This is a genomic window from Paenilisteria riparia FSL S10-1204 (genome assembly GCF_000525995.1).
GTDB lineage: Bacteria > Bacillota > Bacilli > Lactobacillales > Listeriaceae > Listeria_A > Listeria_A riparia.
Genome location: NZ_AODL01000004.1, coordinates 11650 through 31781, shown reverse-complemented (window position 1 = coordinate 31781; position 20132 = coordinate 11650). Strand labels below are relative to the sequence as shown.

15 protein-coding genes, 1 other RNA gene, 3 pseudogenes and 1 other annotated feature (1 of these 20 running past the window's edge) are annotated in these 20132 nt (G+C 42.2%); of the genes and pseudogenes, 6 read left to right on the top strand and 13 right to left on the bottom strand.

The genetic code is table 11. The annotated features are described in order from the left end of the window. Positions 1 to 78: 78 nt before the first annotated feature. Positions 79 to 766: pseudogene (locus PRIP_RS02175) on the bottom strand (ABC transporter ATP-binding protein). A 14-nt stretch (positions 767 to 780) separates the two neighbouring features. Further along, positions 781 to 2272 (bottom strand): annotated as a pseudogene (locus tag PRIP_RS02170) (ABC transporter permease). A 178-nt stretch (positions 2273 to 2450) separates the two neighbouring features. On the opposite strand from PRIP_RS02170, the gene pieR reads away from it, so the two are divergent. Further along, positions 2451 to 3143: a two component system response regulator PieR gene (gene pieR, locus PRIP_RS02165; protein WP_036099203.1), complete on the top strand. Its 693-nt coding sequence runs from the start codon at positions 2451 to 2453 to the stop codon at positions 3141 to 3143. Beyond that, a pseudogene (gene pieS, locus PRIP_RS02160) lies at positions 3140 to 4580 on the top strand (two component system sensor histidine kinase PieS). Before pieR ends, pieS begins: the two are co-directional and overlap by 4 nt. Before the next feature lie 110 nt (positions 4581 to 4690). Here pieS and PRIP_RS02155 read toward each other — a convergent pair. The 8 genes from PRIP_RS02155 to PRIP_RS02125 all read right to left on the bottom strand — a co-directional run bounded on the left by PRIP_RS02155 (position 4691) and on the right by PRIP_RS02125 (position 13026). Continuing rightward, positions 4691 to 5047, bottom strand: a complete 357-nt coding sequence (locus PRIP_RS02155; protein WP_036099201.1) for a DUF4180 domain-containing protein — start codon at positions 5045 to 5047, stop codon at positions 4691 to 4693. Between the two features lie 14 nt (positions 5048 to 5061). Next, positions 5062 to 7455, bottom strand: a complete 2394-nt coding sequence (recD2, locus tag PRIP_RS02150; protein WP_036099199.1) for an SF1B family DNA helicase RecD2 — start codon at positions 7453 to 7455, stop codon at positions 5062 to 5064. A 30-nt stretch (positions 7456 to 7485) separates the two neighbouring features. Continuing rightward, entirely contained in the window at positions 7486 to 8154 is a 669-nt protein-coding gene (locus PRIP_RS02145; protein ID WP_036099197.1) for a tetratricopeptide repeat protein, read from the bottom strand. Positions 8155 to 8166: 12 nt separating this feature from the next. Further along, the gene (locus PRIP_RS02140; protein WP_036099195.1) at positions 8167 to 8892 is read right to left on the bottom strand and encodes an alpha/beta hydrolase; all 726 of its coding nucleotides are present in this window, start codon (positions 8890 to 8892) and stop codon (positions 8167 to 8169) included. A 69-nt stretch (positions 8893 to 8961) separates the two neighbouring features. Then, entirely contained in the window at positions 8962 to 10071 is a 1110-nt protein-coding gene (gene mnmA, locus PRIP_RS02135) for a tRNA 2-thiouridine(34) synthase MnmA (protein WP_036099194.1), read from the bottom strand. An 18-nt stretch (positions 10072 to 10089) separates the two neighbouring features. Then, positions 10090 to 11232: a cysteine desulfurase family protein gene (locus PRIP_RS02130; RefSeq protein ID WP_036099192.1), complete on the bottom strand. Its 1143-nt coding sequence runs from the start codon at positions 11230 to 11232 to the stop codon at positions 10090 to 10092. A 204-nt stretch (positions 11233 to 11436) separates the two neighbouring features. Continuing rightward, positions 11437 to 11629: non-coding RNA, 6S RNA (gene ssrS / locus PRIP_RS16605), on the bottom strand. Positions 11630 to 11748: 119 nt separating this feature from the next. After that, positions 11749 to 13026, bottom strand: coding sequence for a replication-associated recombination protein A (locus tag PRIP_RS02125; protein ID WP_036099191.1), 1278 nt, complete (start codon positions 13024 to 13026; stop codon positions 11749 to 11751). A gap of 178 nt (positions 13027 to 13204) precedes the next feature. Here PRIP_RS02125 and cymR point away from each other — a divergent pair, with 178 nt between their 5' ends. The 4 genes from cymR (at position 13205) to PRIP_RS02105 (ending at position 16033) form a co-directional block, all read left to right on the top strand. Next, the gene (gene cymR, locus PRIP_RS02120) at positions 13205 to 13624 is read left to right on the top strand and encodes a cysteine metabolism transcriptional regulator CymR (protein ID WP_036085183.1); all 420 of its coding nucleotides are present in this window, start codon (positions 13205 to 13207) and stop codon (positions 13622 to 13624) included. 316 nt (positions 13625 to 13940) lie between these two features. After that, positions 13941 to 15152: an ammonium transporter gene (locus PRIP_RS02115; protein WP_036099189.1), complete on the top strand. Its 1212-nt coding sequence runs from the start codon at positions 13941 to 13943 to the stop codon at positions 15150 to 15152. A gap of 5 nt (positions 15153 to 15157) precedes the next feature. Next, entirely contained in the window at positions 15158 to 15520 is a 363-nt protein-coding gene (locus PRIP_RS02110; protein ID WP_036099186.1) for a P-II family nitrogen regulator, read from the top strand. A 138-nt stretch (positions 15521 to 15658) separates the two neighbouring features. Further along, positions 15659 to 16033 carry a hypothetical protein gene (locus tag PRIP_RS02105; RefSeq protein ID WP_036099184.1) on the top strand — a complete coding sequence of 125 codons (375 nt, stop codon included), beginning with the start codon at positions 15659 to 15661 and terminating at the stop codon, positions 16031 to 16033. 187 nt (positions 16034 to 16220) lie between these two features. Here the strand turns inward: PRIP_RS02105 and PRIP_RS02100 are convergent, their stop codons facing one another. The 3 genes from PRIP_RS02100 to hisS form a co-directional block, all read right to left on the bottom strand. Further along, on the bottom strand, positions 16221 to 16598 hold the full coding sequence (locus PRIP_RS02100) for a hypothetical protein (protein ID WP_036099183.1): 378 nt from the start codon (positions 16596 to 16598) through the stop codon (positions 16221 to 16223). A 181-nt stretch (positions 16599 to 16779) separates the two neighbouring features. Then, positions 16780 to 18549, bottom strand: coding sequence for an aspartate--tRNA ligase (gene aspS / locus PRIP_RS02095; protein WP_036099181.1), 1770 nt, complete (start codon positions 18547 to 18549; stop codon positions 16780 to 16782). Next, positions 18549 to 19829, bottom strand: coding sequence for a histidine--tRNA ligase (gene hisS / locus PRIP_RS02090; protein ID WP_036099180.1), 1281 nt, complete (start codon positions 19827 to 19829; stop codon positions 18549 to 18551). The genes aspS and hisS overlap by 1 nt, the downstream gene beginning before the upstream one ends. Positions 19830 to 19909: 80 nt before the next feature. Continuing rightward, positions 19910 to 20132: a binding site (T-box leader), on the bottom strand; it runs 10 nt beyond the window's last position.

The window sequence follows — 20132 nt, the reverse complement described above, 5'->3', positions numbered from 1 at the left end:
AATCATCGTTTTTTAATCTTTTTATAAGAACAAAACTCGCCGAGTCAGCAATGACGCTTCATCAGGCGAGTTTTTTCGTTATACCATTGCGGCAATTTGTTCTTTCACTTCAAAATTACCGTTCTTCATCGTTATTTTTACGTCAGATACTTTAGCAATTTCGGGGTCATGCGTTACCATGATGACGCATTTGCCTTCTTTGTGTGCTAGGTCTTGGAATAGTGTGACGACTTCCTTACTTGTGCGTTCATCGAGGTTTCCTGTTGGTTCGTCTGCTACGATTAAATCGGTTTCGCAACACAATGCTCGGGCGATGGAAACGCGTTGTTGCTGGCCGCCACTCAATGTTAGTACTTTTTGGCGAGCCATTTTTTTCGTCGATGCCTACTTTAGCTAGCATGTCGAGTGCGAATTGTTTTTTGTCTTTTTGATTCACATGGGTGATTTCCATTGCGGTTGTCACGTTTTGAAGGGCTGTCATGTAAGTTAGTAAGTTGTAGCTTTGGAACACGATTGACACGTATTGATTGCGGTATCTGTTTAGGCCGATTTTTTTGAGTGATAAGCCTTTGTAAAAGATGTCGCCGCCTTTTGGTGCGTCAAGTCCGCCAGCCAAGGATAGGAAAGTCGTTTTTCCTGATCCTGAGCTACCTACGACGGTGTAAAAAACGCCGGTTGCGAATGTGTAGTTAATGTTGTCTAAAATGGGATTATCGCTTTGGTTATAGCTATATGTTACGTCGGTGAATTCGAGAATTTTTGTCATTGTGGGTCACGCTCCTATTCTTGTTTTGTTAAGATTGTTTTTGGATTCATGCGTAGAACAAGGATCGATGGTAGTAATACAGAGATGAAGGCAATGCCAACGCCGATTCCGCCCATTTTCAACATGTCTTCTAGGCTTACTTGGATATCTAGTGATTTGATTTCGCTTGTGTTCGCTGTTAGTGATGCGCCAAATCCTGGGCCACGACCGTTTCCGCCTGGACCTCTTTGGTTACTGCTTGATGTGTTTTCCGATGCGGTTGCGTTTTGTTGTGTCAATAATTGGTTTCCGACGACTTGCGCCACATAATGGCTACTTACCGCGGCAATTCCGAATGACAAGACCGCCACTACCAAAATTTCAACTAAGAACTGGCCAACTAGTTTCGAGCGTTTTTCACCGATTGCAAGTAATACACCCATTTCATATTTTCGTTCTCGAATTTGCATCATAACGAGTAGCCCTAGAATTAAAGCTCCTGCGATAGATACGATATATACGACATTTTTAGAGAAGGAAGCTACATTGTCGATTGGGCCAATCATTTGTTGGTAAACAGCGTCATTTGCGTCTAATTTGAACGTATCCCAATCTACTGCGGATACTTGTTTTGCTTCTTTTTCAAAAGCACTGATGTTTGCTGCGTCATCCATGAAATAAATCGCGGAATCAACGGTATCTTTGCTGTCGCTGCCTTTGATGGTATTAGCCACTGTGTATGGTACGTAAATCGTATTGTATGGATTTAAGAAGGAGAAGTTTGTTGCTGCATCGCTTCCTGAATCATTTGTTTCGTAAATACCTTGAATCGTAAGTTCTACTGTTGTTGCTTCGTCGCTTGATTGGATTTTAATTTTATCACCGACTTTAAGGTCGTTTTCTTCTGCAAGTGTTTTTTCAATCATGACAACATTCTTGCCAACATCGCTTGCTGTGATTGCTTTTCCAGATACTAATTTGTCTGTTCCAGCTTTAAATTTTGTTGCTGTGGCAGAGTCTAGAACGCCTGATACGCTCAAGTCTGCTTGAACCATTTGCGGACGGTTTGTATCATTGCTATTCTCCCCTCTTGGCCCTTGTTGTGTTGTGGATGAAGAGCTATCTTGGGATGTATCATTGGATGATTTAATTGGGTCAAAGCCAGATGCTAGTGCTTGTGTGTTGGAATAAAGATTATAACCCGCTACGTGGTCTAATTTGGCTAATTTTTCAGTTGCGGATACGGCGATTGGTGTTGATTCAAACATGCGTCGCTGTGTTGTGCTTCCATTGCTACTGCTGGAGGATTCTTTTTGTTGTGCCTCCATTTGTTTTTCGCGGTCAACGGATAATGTCACGTCTCCCCCCAAGTTCTTTTCGTGCTAGTTCACTCGCTTTATTTGCAGCGGATTGAATAGTAAATCCGGAAAGAATAAGGACACACACAATTGTAAAAATAAATAATTGCAATATTGTTCTTCCTTTTCGTGCCTTCATACTAAGTAATGCTCGTTTGATAAAATTCATATCGTTTCCTCCATTTCGTCTTGCTCTGTTTATAAGATTAGAGGTAAGGTGTAGAAAAAAATATGAACAAATTGTGTGCGGTGTTTTAAACTTTTAGGAAAAACATTATTTAGCTTGATTTCGAGGGCTTTTTAGTCTAGTTTTAAGAGAGAGCTATAATGAGAGCGAGGCAAAAATGATGAAGTTATTAATGATTGAGGATAATGTCAGTGTTTGTACGATGATTGAAATGTTTTTTATGAAGGAAAAGATAGACGCAACGTTTGTGCATGATGGGTTGGAAGGTTTTGAAACGTTTGGCAAGGACGATTGGGATATTGTGATTATTGATTTGATGTTGCCAAGTATGGATGGCATGACGATTTGTCACAAAATTCGCGAGACGAGTGATGTGCCGATTATTATTTTGACGGCGAAAGAATCAGAATCCGATCAGGTGCTTGGTCTTGAGATTGGCGCGGATGATTATGTGACGAAGCCGTTTAGCCCGCTGACGTTGATGGCGCGGATTAAAGCCGTAACTCGTCGTAAAGGACAAAGCCAGTCGGTAAAAGCTGTAGAAGACGATGATATATTAGAAACAACCTATTTCAAAATTAGTAAAAAGACGCGGGAAATTTATTTTGAAGGTAAGTTACTTGAAGCGCTGACGCCGAAGGAATTTGATTTGTTATACTTCTTAATGCAGCATCCACGCCAGGTTTTCTCACGGGAGCAGTTGTTGGAGCAGGTTTGGGGATATCAGTTTTACGGGGATGAGCGGACGGTAGATGTGCATATTAAGCGACTCCGCAAGAAAATCGCCACGGAAGCGCATCCATTTTTGCATACGATTTGGGGCGTTGGTTATAAATTTGATGAAACGGAATGAGTCGCATGAAATTTAAATACTTTTATCAGCTTTTTTTTGACACAGTTTATTATTTTGTTCATTGCGTGTTTGATGATTGGCTTGTTGATTTCGCATTTTATGAAGGATTATTTGTATCAGTCTGAGGTTGCGGATTTGACGGCTTACGGAGAAGAGATTGCGAAAGATGTGCAAGGCATGTCAAGCGAGGAAGTGGCGAGCCCTATTTTGCGGACGTATCAGCAGATTTTGAGCGTGAAGAATATTCATTATGTAATTTTCGATGATACGGCAGCGATTATTTATCCGAAAAATGACCGTCCTCTCCCTCCTGATTTTCGTTTAAAAACAGATGAATGGAAGGAGTTACAGGATAGTAAAACGGTTTCGACATTGATGGATACGCGTTTTAGCGAGCAGTTGACGCGCGTGAGTATTCCGATTGAAAAAAATGGTGAATTTGCTGGTGGGATCATGTTGACTTCACCGATTAGTGGTACCGAGAAAGTTATCGGTAAAATTAATTGGTACGTGTTCTATACGATTCTTATTTCAATTACGATTGCCCTTATTTTGAGTGCGATTATTGCCAAACTGCAAGTGAATCGGTTCCGAAAATTGAGTTCGGCGACCAAGGAAGTAATTAAAGGCAATTATAGTGTGCGTTTGAAAGAGAGTTCGATTGATGAGATTGGCGCGCTTGCTGGGGATTTCAATAAGATGACGCAAACGTTGGAAGAATCGGCCATTGAAATTGAGCGTCAGGAAAAACGCCGCCGCCAGTTTATCGCGGACGTCTCTCACGAAATGCGGACACCGCTTACGACGATTAGTGGTTTGACGGAAGGTTTAGTGAATGACATTATTCCGAAAAGCGAGACGGATCGTTGTATTGCATTGATTGATACGGAAGCAAGACGTTTGGCTCGGCTTGTGAATGAAAACCTGGATTATGAGCGGATTCGTTCTAATCAGATTCAACTAAATAAGACGACATTTACAGCGCATGAATTTTTGGATATTATTAAAGACCAGTTGCAATTGACAGCCGAGGATAAAGGCAACCAAATTATTGTGGACGCGCCAGATTCTGTGCAAATTTTTGCGGACTATGATCGATTGATGCAAGTCTTTATTAATATCGTGAAAAACAGTATTCAGTTTACCGAGAATGGGACGATTACACTTTCAGCCAAGCAGGAATATAAAGCAACTATTTTTGAAATTAGTGACACTGGGATTGGCATGGATGAATCCGAAGTGGAGCAAATTTGGGATCGTTTCTATAAAGCGGACATGTCGCGGACGAGTACGAAGTTTGGCGAATCTGGCATTGGACTTTCGATTGTGAAGCAACTGATTAGCTATCATGATGGTGAGGTTAGCGTGCATAGTGTGCCAAATAAAGGAACGACTTTCACTATCTCACTACCCTTCTTTACGGACAAAGAATTATAGAACGTTCATCTGTTAGCTAAAAGTGCTATCCCCTCAAAGCTTGAAAAAAATAAGATACCACACAAAAAGAAGATTCTCCCTTTATCATTTTAAAAGGAGGATCTTCTTTTTCATCGTTTTAATTTCTCCACAGCTTCCAGCTCTGTCGCAACAAAATACACATTATTCCCCTTATTACTCTCGAACATATAATCTTGCCAGCTCTTGCTAACATAACTAGAATAATCACCAATAATGGCAAGTCGTTGTTGATATATTACTAATTTTTGAAATGCCTCGCCTAATAATTTTGTTTTGAGATCAAAGAAAGCTTCTAAAATAGTAGCTTTGTCCACGATAATTTGACGATATCCAGTTTCATATTGCACGCCCATAACGATATCAAGCAATGTTTGTGTATCCTTAATTGATACTTCATCACTTACAATTCGTGCAATTTCCTCGTTCTGTAATTTTATTATTTTCATATTTAGACTCCTATTCAAGCTCGCATGAATTGAAACGGCGTGATTCCTTCCATCCCAATCATCGGATCGATCTGCGCCCAATTTTCCTCCGTCAATAACTTCCGATTGCTCACCGTTGCCAACATCTCCTCTTCGCTTAGCAGTCGCTCGTACAACGTCGTATTTCGCTTTTCTTCATCAATCCGCTCGACACCCATACGAAACGCGTCTTCTTCCCCGCAAATAATCAAGAATTGCTTGCTCCGTGTCACCGCCGTATACAAAATATCACGTCGCAACATCCGGTAATAACTCCGCACCACTGGCAAAATGACAATTGGAAACTCACTGCCCTGCGCTTTATGAATTGAACAACAATACGCATGTGTTAACTGACCAAATTCCTGCCTGAAATACTCGACCTCCGTCTGATCAAACTGCACCACAACCATATCTTGTTTTTCCGTATTTTCCTTCGCATAAATAATCGAGACAATCTCGCCAAAATCACCATTGAAAACATTTTTCTCCGGCTGATTCACCAGTTGCAAAACCCGATCTCCAATTCGAAAAACCGCATCACCAAACTTCACTTCTTTACGCTTTCCGTCTGGATTAGCATTGAAAATCTCCTGCATTTTGCGATTTAAAACATCGATTCCTGCAGGCCCGCGGTACATTGGCGCCAAAACTTGAATATCTTTTGCCCGAAATCCTTTTTTCTTCGCGTTTTCCACGACTTTTTCAACGACTTCGGCGATTTGATTCACTGTACAATGAAAGAAAGAGCGATCCGCACTATTTTTGGTGAATGTCGTTGGTAGGAAACCTTGACGAATGTCATGGGCCAACTCAATAATCGATGAACCATCCTCTTGACGATAAATATCCGTTAACTCCACCGTCGGAATTTCCTGCGAACGCAACATATCTTTCAAAACTTGGCCTGGTCCTACAGAAGGCAACTGATCTTGGTCTCCAACTAAAATGACTTGCATGCTCGCCGGCAAGGCCCGGAAAAGCTGATTCGCCAGCCAAATATCGACCATCGACATCTCATCAATAATGAGCAACTTTCCTTCAATGGAACGCTCGTTATCATCATCCAACTGCTCTTGCCCGTTCATTCCCAGCAAACGATGAATCGTCATCGCTGGAAGCCCCGTTGATTCCGTCATTCGTTTCGCCGCACGTCCTGTTGGCGCAGCTAGCAAAATCGGTAACTTCTGCCCATCCTTATACGACATCGGGTCCAAATTAACACCGTTAAGCTCAGCATAAAGCTCCACAATCCCTTTAATAACTGTCGTTTTCCCTGTACCTGGCCCACCAGTCAAAATCAACATCGGAGACATCAAGGCCTTTTCAAGCGCAACCTTCTGCGTTTCCCCGTAAGAAACCCCAATCCGTTCCTCCAGCTCACCAAGCGCAATATAAAACTCCGATTTTGGAAAAAGATCCTCGTAATGCTTCTGCTTCATCATTCGCTTCACATGCGCCGCAAATCCAGACTCCGCAAAATAAAGCGAAGGCAAATACACCCGCGTGTTCTCCGTCATCACCTTCATATCTTCCTCAAGCGCCGACAATTGCTTCACAAGTTCCTCCTGCTCAATCCGAATCGGTTCACTGTTTTCCAGCAACTGCGTCACCGATTCCAGCAACACTTCCCGCTCCATAAACACATTCCCTTGCTGCAACGACTCCTGCTCCAACATGTACAAAATCGCCGCCTGCAACCGCGCATAATGGTTCCCGCCAAGCCCAAGCTTGCGTCCCAACTCATCCGCCCGGTTAAAACCAATCCCCTTCACATCTTCAATCAGCTTATAAGGATTGCCCTCCAGCACATTCAACGTATCCTGCTTATACGCCTGAAAAATTTTCATTGAAAGCTGTGGTCCAAAACCATAATCATTCAGACTCACCATAATATGTTCCAAACCTTGATTCTCACGAAGCGAATCCAACAAATTCTCCGCCGTCTCAAGCGGCAACCGCGGCACCGTTTGTAGCAAACTAGGATCACTCAAAATACGACTAATCGCGTCCTCGCCAAGCGTATCCACAATCCGTTCCGCCGTCTTCTTACCAACTCCCTTAAAAAGTTCGCCAGACAAATATTGCACAACGCCTTGTTTTGTTTGCGGTATGTCCTTTTTAAATCGGTCCGCTTTAAACTGCTGTCCAAATTTGGCGTGATCCATCAGTTTCCCATGAAATATGTACACCTCTTGCTCATGAAGGGCGGGAAAAAAGCCAGTCACCACAATGTCCTTCTCGTCCCACGTCGTATTCGTATCTTGCACTTGAATCCGCACAACAGAAAACAAGTTTTCACTATTATGAAAAATCGTCGACATCACGAGTCCTTTCATGTACAATTCTTCGTTCTCGCCTAGCAATCCCAACGTTTCTTGCGTGTCCATTTTCCCACCACCTTCCGTCTACTCTTTTTTCTAATTTCCGCTAGCTTCTAAATCTTGAATCGCCGCCAATGCATTCGCCGCTAATTCATGATTCGCGTCACTTTCCACCGCTTTTTCAAAGTAACTTTTACCGACTACCAAATCCCCCTGCCACGCCAGATAAGCCGCACCAATATTGTATAGCGCATCCGCATCGTTCGGTTTTAGCATCAAGACATTCTCAAGTGCCGCAATGGCCTCTTCAAACATATCCGACTTCGCAAGAGCGATCCCGTATTGGAAAGCCGCTTCTACATCATCCGGCGCCAATTCCACAGCACGAAGCAAATAAGGAATCGCAAGGCGCGACTCTTCCATCTGCATAAAACTCATACCAATCATAAAATAAACATCCGCCGATTCAAGCCCCGTTGCAATCGCCTGTTCAAATTGCTTCGCCGCATCCTGATAGCGCTCCAACACATAATACAAATTTCCTAAACTATAATACGCCGCAGAAGCCTTCGGATCAAGCTCAATCCCACGCTCAAAAAACCGCTCTGCACGTTCAAAATCATCCATAGATAACAAAACGTTCCCAAAATTAATAAAACCTACCGGATCATTCGGATGCTCTTCAATCACTTCTGTGAAAAGTCGTACCGCTGTCTCCAAATCATTATTTTGCATTGCCTCAATACCTTGTGCATTTTTATCCACGTTCATTTCCTCCTATTTTACCGCAAGCGCCAGCCAATCTTTTATAGCCGTCACGGTCTCCTCTGTTTGCTTTGTCACGCTAATCGTCGCATCGTTATCGCCATTTTGTTTTCCATACGCGCCAAATTGAGCGTGATTCCCACCTTTAATCGAGACAAACGTCGTGTTTTCCGGTAAGTATTTCTTGTTTTTGTTATACGTATCCCAGTTCAACACACCATCACGAGTCGCTGTAATCGATAACGCCGGAAAATTCGCTTTTGCAAGGGAACCTTTCTCATCCGCATAACTTGCCAAAAAGAAAATCCCGTCCAAATCCGCCATATTGTCATGCGCAAATCGCGCTGCCATAGCACCACCAAGTGAATGTCCACCAATCACGAAATGTTCATCCGTATTCGTATCTACAATATCCGCCGCCTTATTCTTCCCAAAAACAGCCAAATCCATCGGCATTTCCGCAATATACACTTTATACCCAGCATCCGCAAGCCCTTTCGCCATCGGAGCATAACTCAGTGCATCAATAAACGCACCTGGATAAAAAATCACACTTTCCTTCACATCTTGATTTAACGGCGTAAACATCAAGAAGCCACTATCGTCCACGACATCCACTTGCTTCGTCGAATTCCCAGCCTCTTCCGCAAAATTACTCGGTGACGTATTAAAATAAAAATAACTGCCCCCAATCGCTAAAATCAAAACTACCAATACAATCCAAAGCGTCTTTTTCATACATATCCTCATTTCTAAAAAAAGAGCCTGGGAAACCAGCGTCCCGTTACCCAAACTCTTTTCTAGTCATTAACCTACATATTTTAATTGTGCATCCTCTTTATAAATCTCATCAATCGTTCCGCCACCTAAGCAAATTTCTCCATCATACAAAACAAGTGCTTGACCCGGAGTTACCGCGCGAGCTGGCTCATCAAAAACAACATTTGCTTTGTTTCCATCCAACAAATGTACCGTCACGCCAACATCTTCTTGACGATAACGAAACTTCGCCGTACAATGAAACACCGCTTCTTTTGGTCGGTCCGATATGAAACTCATGTCTGTTGCAATCAACGAATCCGAATACAAACTTTCATGCTCAAAGCCTTGCTCCACGAATAGCACATTGTTTGCTAAATCTTTCCCAACAACAAACCAAGGATCACCGTCTCCACCAATACCTAAGCCGTGTCGTTGCCCAATCGTATGATACATTAAACCATCATGTTGCCCCATTGTTTTTCCATTTAATGTCTTCATCGGACCTGGTTGCGCTGGCAAATACTCACTCAAGAACTGCTTGAAATTCCGTTCACCAATAAAGCAAATTCCCGTACTATCTTTCTTACCAGCTGTTGCGAGCCCAGCCTCTTCCGCAATTTTGCGAACTTCTGGTTTTTCCATGCCTCCAAGAGGGAACATCACTTTTGCAATTTGCGCTTGAGATAATTGATTCAAGAAATACGTTTGATCTTTGTTTCGGTCCACCCCGCGCAACATTTTCACTTCATTATCAATCGTTTCTACGCGCGCATAATGCCCCGTTGCCACAAAATCTGCACCCAAGCTTTCCGCATGTTCCAAAAACGCCTTAAACTTAATTTCTTTATTGCACATCACATCCGGATTCGGCGTCCGTCCTAATTTATACTCATCCAAAAAGTACGTAAACACCTTGTCCCAATATTCCTTCTCAAAATTCACCGCATAATATGGAATACCAATTTGGTTTGCCACACGAATCACGTCATCATAATCTTCCGTTGCCGTACAAAAACCGTTTTCATCCGTGTCATCCCAGTTTTTCATAAAAATTCCGATGACATCATAGCCTTGTTGCTTCAACAAATAAGCCGTCACCGACGAGTCCACGCCGCCAGACATACCAACAACTACCCGTGTCTTACTATTATCCATTTCATTTGCTCCTCACATTTATTTACGAAGTCGTTCTACAACTTTTACAATTTCTGCTGCTACTTGTTCCATTTCCTCATACGTGTTTCCAAGACCAAAACTAATTCGAATAGACTCGCGCACGCCATCATGGTCTTCACCAAACAATGCAACGAGTACATGCGAAGGATCTACCGTGCCCGCTGTACAAGCAGAACCACTAGAAACAGCAATTCCTTCCATGTCCAAATTCATCAACAACTGCTCCACTGAAACACCAGGAAAGCGCACATTCATTACATGTGGCAAACTATGCCGAAGCTTTCCATTCACCTCAAAAACAATTCCTGCCTCCTCAAAAGTATCAACGAACACTTGCTTATACTCCATAAAATCCGACCGTTTCTGCTTTCTTGACTCCTGTGCAATCCGTACAGCCTCCGCGAGACCGCTAATCCCCGACAAATTCTCCGTCCCAGCCCGACGCTTGCGCTCCTGCTCACCACCATGAAACGGATATACTAAATTCACGCCATTCTTCACGTATAAAAAGCCAATCCCACGCGGCCCATTAATCTTATGCGCCGTCACCGTCAACAAATCCACACCAAGCTGCGTTACATCCATATCAAACATCCCAAACGCCTGCACCGCATCCGTATGAAAAAGCGCCGTATGATTCGCCAAACGCTCACCAATCTCTCGAATCGGCTGTAATGAGCCAATCTCGTTATTTCCATACATCACAGAAACAAGCACCGTCTCATCCGTAAGTGCCGCATCAAAATCCGCAAGCGAAATCACGCCATCACTATCCACAGGCAAATACGTCACCATAAAGCCTTGCGTCTCTAAATATTTACACGTCTCAAGTACCGCTGGATGCTCAATCGCCGTCGTAATAATATGCGTACCATGCTCCTTGTTCGCCAGCGCCGCACCAATCAGCGCAATATTATCACCTTCCGTGCCGCCACTTGTAAACACAATCTCTCGCTCATCAGCCTGAATACTCTGCGCCACAATGGCCCGCGCTTCATCCAGTGACTTCCTTGCCTCTCTCCCCGCATAATGAATGCTAGAGGGATTCCCATAATTATTCGTGAAACTAGCCAACATTGCCTGCACAACCTCAGGATGAACTGGGCTAGTTGCTGCATGATCCAAGTATACACGTTCCATAAAATCGCTTCTTTCTATTTAAAAAACTGAATTTCAGCCTTTAAAAATCATTTTTGTAACACATCCCATTTTAGCAAGAAATACGCCCGAAAGCAAAGAACCAGTACGTATGTTCACAAATACCCATAAAAAAAGCACCTCATCTTTGCAAACAGTCATAGACCGTTCACAAACCGAAGCACTGTTATCGCTAATTCATAATAAAGGAGCCCCAATCGTACCGTCCTTTGATACCATTGTTTGAACCCGCTATCAAGACAGCAGGTGGGTGCCCTGTCTAACGTCTTACAAGTCCCCGTGTAAGGGCATGTGCGCCACGCTCGAACTTAAGCTCCCTAGGTAGATCAAATTGTTCGGTTCAATAATATTGGCACCATAACGCATACATTAGGGTTCCTTTATTGACCTAAGAATATCATAAAAATATGGATATTTCAATTTGGAAGACTTTAAAATCGCGAAAAATGTGTAACTTCTTTTACGAATGATGTACAAAGACAACCAATTGTAAGCGTTCTATTCCTTTTTATTACTATTAATCTTCTCATATACCCCAGCAATCGTCTGTTCATATTTCGACGTCAGCCTCGGTTCATAATACTTCGCTTTCAATAAACGATCTGGTAAATACTGCTGATCCACCCATGCGCTCTCATAACTATGCGGGTATTTATAATCAAGCGCCCTACCAAGCTCCTTCGCGCCAGAATAATGACCGTCTCGCAGATGATCCGGAACTTCACCACTTTGACCCGCCCGAATATCTGCCAGCGCTGCATCAATCGCACTGATAGCAGAATTGGATTTCGGTGATAAACATAACTCAATGACCGCATTAGCAAGCGGAATCCGTGCTTCTGGAAAACCGATTTTCTCCGCCGTCTGAATCGCTGATAACGTATGCGTTGCAGCTTGCGGATTTGCAAGTCCCACATCCTCATAAGCCATCACTAATAAACGCCGGCTAATGCTAACCAAATCGCCAGCCTCAATAAGGCGCCCCATATAATGCAACGCCGCATTCACATCACTTCCACGAACAGATTTTTGAAAAGCGCTCAAAACATCATAATGCGCATCCCCATCCTTATCATGCGCCAAACTCTTGCGTTGCAGACACTCCTCGGCGACTTCTAACGTCACATGAATGTTACCTTCTGCATCTGGCTCTGATGAAATCACCGCAAGTTCCAATGCATTCAGCGCACTTCTGACATCGCCATTGCTAGCCGTCGCCAAGTGCGTCTTCGCATCCGAATCCAACACGACATCGTACGTCCCTAGTCCGCGCTCTGAATCGGCAAGCGCCCGCTCCATTGTTAACGCAATATCTTCCACCGATAATGGCTTTAGCTCGAAAATCTGCGTCCGACTCCGAATCGCTGGGTTAATCGCAATATACGGATTACTCGTCGTTGCCCCAATCAAAATAATCTGGCCACTCTCTAAATGCGGTAATAAAAAATCTTGTTTCGGCTTGTCCAAACGATGTACCTCATCCAAAAGCAAAATAACCGTCCCGCTCATCTTCGCCTCCGCCGCAACAATCTCCAAATCCTTCTTATTATTAGTTACCGCATTCAACATCCGAAACGCATATTTCGTACTTCCTGCAATCGCACTAGCAATTGATGTTTTCCCAATACCAGGCGGTCCATATAAAATCATTGAAGACAATTGCTTCGCCTTCACCATTCGATATATAATCTTGTCTTTCCCAACCAAATGTGTCTGCCCAACAATATCATCAAGCGACTTCGGCCTCATACGATAAGCTAGTGGTTGAATAGCCATAACAACATTCCTCCGCACTTCACTGAATTAAGTAGACTCTCTAGCCTCTTATTATAACACAAGAACACATGTTCTTCCACTCAAATCATTCTTTTGCTCGCATCTTTTGCCAAATTGCTTTATAATTACTTTGGGAATCATAAGAAGAATTTTTACATACACACACTTGGAGGTTATTATGAAAATCACGACAAAAGGCCGTTATGGCTTAACGATTGTATTAGAATTGACGCGATGTTTCGGACAAGGCCCCATCTCCTTGCGCTCCATTGCTGAAAAGAAAGGCTTATCCGAACATTATTTAGAACAACTGATTGGCCCATTGCGAAATGCAGGTATCGTAAAAAGTATCCGCGGAGCACACGGTGGCTATATACTTGGTGACGAGCCAGCAAAAATCACTGCCGGCGACATCATTCGTACATTAGAAGGCCCAATCGTGCTTGTAGAAAGCATAGAAGACGAGGAAGCCGCACAACGCGAACTCTGGATGCGTATTCGAAATGCAGTTAAAGACGTTTTAGATAGCACCACACTGGAAGACCTAGCAAGCCACGGCGATGACCCGCTTGTCGATGGCTATATGTTCTACATTTAATAAAGGCGATATCAACAGTCTCACGCAACTATGTGAGAGCCCGTTGATACCGTCTTTTTTCTTGCCCTCATAAACAACCCAATCACATCTCGATGTCATCTATTTCCTTACAAAAAATTAACTTCCAATAGACAGAAAATTATATCTCGCATCCTATATCAGCCAAAAACCATAAAAAGAAAGCGCTGTATGTTAGATTATCTAACAAAATTTAAATTTTCAGTTAAAATAACTTGCTTTATTTTCAGTTTGCAGTATTATTATCACATAAACAAAATATCAATGTTAGATTATCTAACAAAAAGGAGAGTGGCACATGGAAGCCGTATTTATGTTTTTCTGTACCTTGCTTGTTTGGTTAATGACGCCTGGGATAGCTTTATTTTATGGAGGGATGGTTCGTAGCAAGAATGTGCTTAGTACAGCAATGTATAGCTTTAGTTCAATGGCACTTATTTCGATTCTTTGGGTCATTGTTGGCTATTCCCTTGCTTTTGCACCTGGGAATGCTTTTATCGGCAGTTTCGATTGGACATTCTTACACGGCGTCGGTTTTGATGCCAATGCAACGTATTCCGATGCGATTCCACATATACTCTTCATGATGTTTCAAATGACATTCGCGATTTTGACAGTAGCGATTATTTCAGGGGCTTTTGCAGAACGAATGAATTTTGCGGCATACTTAATTTTCATTATTTTGTGGTCATTGCTTGTTTATGCACCAGTTGCTCACTGGGTTTGGGGCGATGGTGGTTGGTTGCGCGAACTTGGAGCGCTTGATTTTGCAGGTGGGAATGTAGTTCATATTAGTTCCGGGGTTACTGGGCTTGTCTTAGCTATCATTATTGGACGACGTAAAGAAGCGGAGAACTCCTCTCCTCATAATCTGCCACTTGCCTTGATTGGTGGTATTCTCGTCTGGTTTGGTTGGTATGGTTTTAATGTTGGTAGCGCGTTAACGATTGATAACGTTGCAATGACAGCATTCGTCAATACAAATACAGCGGCAGCAGCTGGCATGATTGGTTGGGTTGCAGTGGAATGGATGGTAAATAAAAAGCCCACAATGCTCGGCACAATTTCCGGGGCAATTGCAGGACTTGTCTCCATCACACCTGCTGCAGGATTTGTAACGGTTGGTAGCTCCTTATTAATTGGCTTTATCGGTGGCGCGATTTGTTTCTGGGGTGTATTCTGGCTCAAAGGAAAAGTTAAATACGATGATGCGTTGGATGCTTTTGGTCTTCACGGTATTGGCGGCATTTGGGGCGGTATTGCTACTGGACTTTTCGCCACAACAAAAATTAACGAACTCGGAGCAGATGGTTTATTTTACGGCAATCCAGGTCTACTGCTCAAACAAGTCATCGCAATCGGTTCAACGGTTCTCTTTGTTGCAGTCGCTACGACAGTCATTATTTATGTTATCAAAATATTCATACCTATCAGAGTAAACGAAGAACAAGAATTCAAAGGGCTAGACTTAACGCTTCACGCGAAAAAGCCTATCACGATTAAGGGGTGATTTTATTGTCAAACTTAACAAAAATAGAAATTATAACGCGTCCTAACCGTTTTTACGATTTCCAAAAAGCACTGGCAGAAATAGGTGTCAGCGGTCTAACTGTTACAAAAGCACTTGGAACTGGTCTTGAAAAAGGTCTGATTGAACTATATCGTGGTAAAAAGAAAGAAAACAATATTCACGAACGAATGAAAATCGAAATTGTCGTGAGTACTGTTCCTGTTGAGGATGTTTTAGAAGTCGTTAAGAAGACGTTGCGAACTGGCGAACCAGGCGATGGTAAAGTCTTTATTTACCCATTAGCCGAAGTCGTTAAAATTAGTACCGGAGAACGCGGGGTTGATGCCCTCCAAGACCATCCCAAATGAGAGTAATCACAGCAAATCGCGATTAATTCTAAAAATATAATGAGAATTCGCCTTTTCCCCTTCACGAATTGAAAAACAGCGCTTATAATGAAGAAGTAGCTAATGGCTGTTTTATATACGAAGGAGAGATAGATAAAGATGCGAAAAATCCCCTTTTTTACAATTATCGCGATTGTGTTTTTAGCAGGCGGTTATTATTTTCTGCATAATTCTTCTTCTCCAATCGATGTTTCGTTTAACTTTCTTGTCACGCAAAAGAATGACGACAATTCCATTTCAGGAAACATTGAAGGAGCTGGAGACAAAAAAATCAAGCTAGATTTGGATGAATCACAATGGGATTCAATCAAAGTCGGTAATCGCTATAGCGTAGAAGCTAGATTTTATGATAAGCATAAACTGAGCAACAAAGAAAAGAAAACACTAGAAGGCCCATTTTGGTCGAACGAAACGAACACTGGTATTTTAGCAAACGATGTAGAAGTTACGATGATTGATACGTCGGTAAATTAAAACAAGATTCATTTGATGCTCAACTTAAATGAGTCGGTAGCAAGTGCTTGATTTGTAACAAGTAGGATTCACGCCATACCCGAAGAATGGGATTCGTGATTTCCTGCTTGTTTTTGTTTGAAATTTCGTTTTGTCCTAATCTCCCTATAAGCATTGGACAAAACCAAAATTATAAATCCTGAAATTTTTACAGATTATTTGTTTTATTTACTTGTTCAACGGATGTAGTGTTGATTTGTACAGGCGCTGTTTCCATTACTTTACTAATGATTATTTTTACATACGTATTAGTAGGAATCTTATTTGCACTACTCGGCATTTTTGAAATAACTTTTATATTAGAATCAAAGTCCCGATTATTTCGCTTTTTCAAAACTCCATCGCAAAAAGTTGTTCTTTGCGATTTATCTTTAATCTCCTTGCTCTCAGCAAAAATAATTTCATTCCCGTTTTTAATTAAATAACCATACTCTCCTTCGTTGTTATTATCTTTTGAAACATAAATAACTAAAGCAACACAAGCTATTAAAAGTATTATTAAACTAAATATAATCCATTTTTTCATTATGCACCCACCTCTCTTGATTTACCAAGATATTAAAACATAATATTGAAAAGATAAACTGATAAATTAGAGAGGAAAACTGCACACTAAAAACAAACAGGAATCTTATACCATCCATTTCAACTCCATCCTCACAAAATGGTCTGTACAGACTCCTGTTTTTCAATTTATTTAATGGTCTTTACTCCGATTTTTTCGCTTCAATCGCTAATGCTAATTCTGCTAACTGGGCTGCACTTACTTCGCTCGGTGCATTGGTTAGTGGGTCTGCCGCGCTCCCTGTTTTAGGGAATGCAATGGTGTCGCGCAAATTCGTGCGTCCTGCAAGAATCATGATGATGCGGTCTAAACCTAATGCGATTCCGCCGTGTGGTGGTGTTCCAAGGTCTAATGCTTCTAACAGGAAACCGAACTGCTCTGTCGCCTCTTCATCCGTGAAGCCTAGTGCGCGGAACATTTGTTGTTGCATTTCTTTTTTGTAAATACGTAAGGAGCCACCGCCAATTTCATAACCGTTCAAGACGATGTCATATGCTTCTGCCATCGCTTTTTCTGGTGCTGTTTCAAGTAATGACGCGTCTTGAGGCATCGTGAATGGATGGTGGGCTGATACGAAACGACCTGCTTCTTCATCATATTCAAACAATGGCCAGTCTGTTACCCAGAGGAAAGCTAGTTCTTCGTGATTGATGAGTTCTAATTCTTGTCCTAATTTCTGGCGTAATGCTCCGAGTGATGCTGCAACAACTTCGGCTTTATCCGCAACAAACAATAATAAGTCGCCTGCTTCGGCATTTAGCGTACTTGCTACTACTTCTTGGTTTTCTGGCGTGAAAAATTTGGCAATTGGACCTTTAAAACCATCTTCTTCGACTTTCATCCAAGCAAGACCTTTCGCGCCGTATCTACCGACAAATTCGCCTAACGCATCAATGTCTTTACGAGAATATTTCGCTGCCGCTTGTTTGGCGTTAATTGCTTTTACTTCTCCGCCACTTTCAAGCGCATTTGTAAATACTTTAAAATCAACATTGGCTACAGCTTCTGCCATGTTTTGTAGCTCTAAACCAAAACGAACATCTGGTTTATCGCTACCGAAACGGTTCATTGCTTCTGCATATGTCATACGTGGAAACGGTTGCTCGATTTTGATTCCTTTCGTTGCTTCCACAACGGCTACTAGCATTTCTTCCGTCATCTCTTGAATTTCTTCTTTTGTTAGGAAACTAGTTTCTAAATCGATTTGGGTGAATTCTGGTTGACGATCACCACGCAAATCTTCATCACGGAAACAACGTACGATTTGATAATATTTATCGAAACCAGCAGACATCAATAATTGTTTCAAAATTTGTGGTGATTGTGGTAGCGCATAGAAATTACCTGGATATACGCGACTCGGAACTAAATAATCACGCGCGCCTTCTGGTGTACTTTTTGTCAAATAAGGTGTTTCAATATCGAAGAAGCCCATTTGATCTAATTTTTGGCGGAATGTTTTCGTTGCTGTGTGACGCATTTGGAAAATCTGGTTCATTTCTGGACGTCGCAAGTCTAAATAACGATATTTCAAACGCAATTCATCAGATACGTTCACACCATCTTCAATATAAAATGGCGGTGTTTTCGAAGCATTTAAAACTTCAATTTCCTCCGCTAAAATTTCAATGCGACCTGTTGCTAACTTATCATTTACCGCACCTTCACTTCTTGCCGCTACCGTCCCAACGACCGTCACAACGAATTCATTACGAACAGATTCTGCAATCGCTAATGCTTCTGCTGAAAAGTCCGGATTGAAAACGACTTGAACCAATCCTTCACGATCGCGCAAATCAATAAAAATAAGCCCACCTAAATCACGACGTTTTTGCACCCAGCCATGTAATGTTACTTTTTCGCCAATTTGTTTTTCTGTTACTTCTCCACAATATAACGTTCGTTTCTTCATTATTTATCCCCCTTTAATAATTGTTGTAAACCAGCAACAACTGCATCTAGTCGTATTTCCGTTTGTTCACCGGTTTGCATGTTTTTCAATTGACATACATTATTTTCGATTTCTGTATCACCAAGAATCATTGTAAAACGAGCATTTTTGCGATCAGCGTCTTTTAGTTGGCCTTTCATTTTGCGCCCCATGTAATCTTTCTCCACGCTAAAACCGTTTAGGCGCAATGTGTTTACGATGGAAACAGCCGTTACTTCCGCACTTTCCGTCGCCGTAATCACATAGCAATCCAAATCATGCGCAATCGGCAGTTCAATACCTTCGACATCTAGCGCGGCAAAGAGACGCTCCATACCAAGACCAAAACCAATACCTGGCGTTTCTGGACCATCAAATTCTTGCACCAAACCATGATAACGACCACCACCACAAAGCGTTGATTTCGCGCCAAATCCTTCCGCCGTACTCATAATTTCAAATGTCGTATGATTGTAATAATCCAAACCACGAACGAGCGTCGGATCAACCGTATACGCAATACCAAGCGCATCCAGATATGTTTTTACTTTTTCAAAGTAAAGCATCGACTCTTCATTTAAAAACTCCAAAATCGATGGTGCCGTCGCAATTAACGGATGCGCATGATCCACTTTACAATCCAAAATGCGCAACGGATTTTTGTGCAAGCGTACTTGGCAATCCGCACAAAACTCATCAATCCTCGGTTCAAAGTGGGCTACTAATGCCTCTTTATGTTTGGCACGGCTTTCTTTGTCCCCTAAACTATTAATAACCAGTTCGATGTTTTCCAAACCAAGTTCTTTATAAAATGCCATGGCTAGCGAAATAATTTCCGCATCAATTGCCGGATCATTACTGCCTAACGCTTCAAGTCCCATTTGTGTGAATTGGCGTTGTCTCGCGCCTTGCGGACGTTCGTAGCGAAACATTGGTCCAGAATAATACAATTTCACCGGCTGATTCACCTGACCAAAAAGCTTATGCTCTACAAAAGCGCGCACCACAGAGGCTGTACCTTCCGGACGCAGCGTCAAGCTACGATTTTTCTTATCCTCAAATGTATACATTTCTTTAGACACAATATCGGTCGTATCACCAACACCACGCTGGAATAACTCGGTATGCTCAAAAATCGGCGTTCTGATTTCTTCATATTGGAATCTTTCACAGATTGATTGGAAAGCACGCTCCACATAATGCCATTTCTCTACTTCTCCAGGTAAAATATCGCGCGTTCCTCTTGGTAACTTCATTTGCATGCCAATTCCCTCCTAATTCACTAAAAAGCGTCAACAGACGGATATCAAAAAACTCCCGCCCCTTGTCTTAACTTAATAAAACAAGGGACGAGAGTTAACCCGTGGTACCACCCTAAATTGAGGAAAAATTCCCCCACTCAAAACAGTTAACGCCTGTCAACGTCTTTACTTACTAAGCACGATAGCTTTTTCAGCAAAGATCCTCTGGAGTGTCCTTCTGGCGATTTCAACTATTGATAAACCTCTCAGCCCTAGGGTCTATCTCTCTGCTTTAGCAAATGCCTGCCATACTTTTCTCCGTCA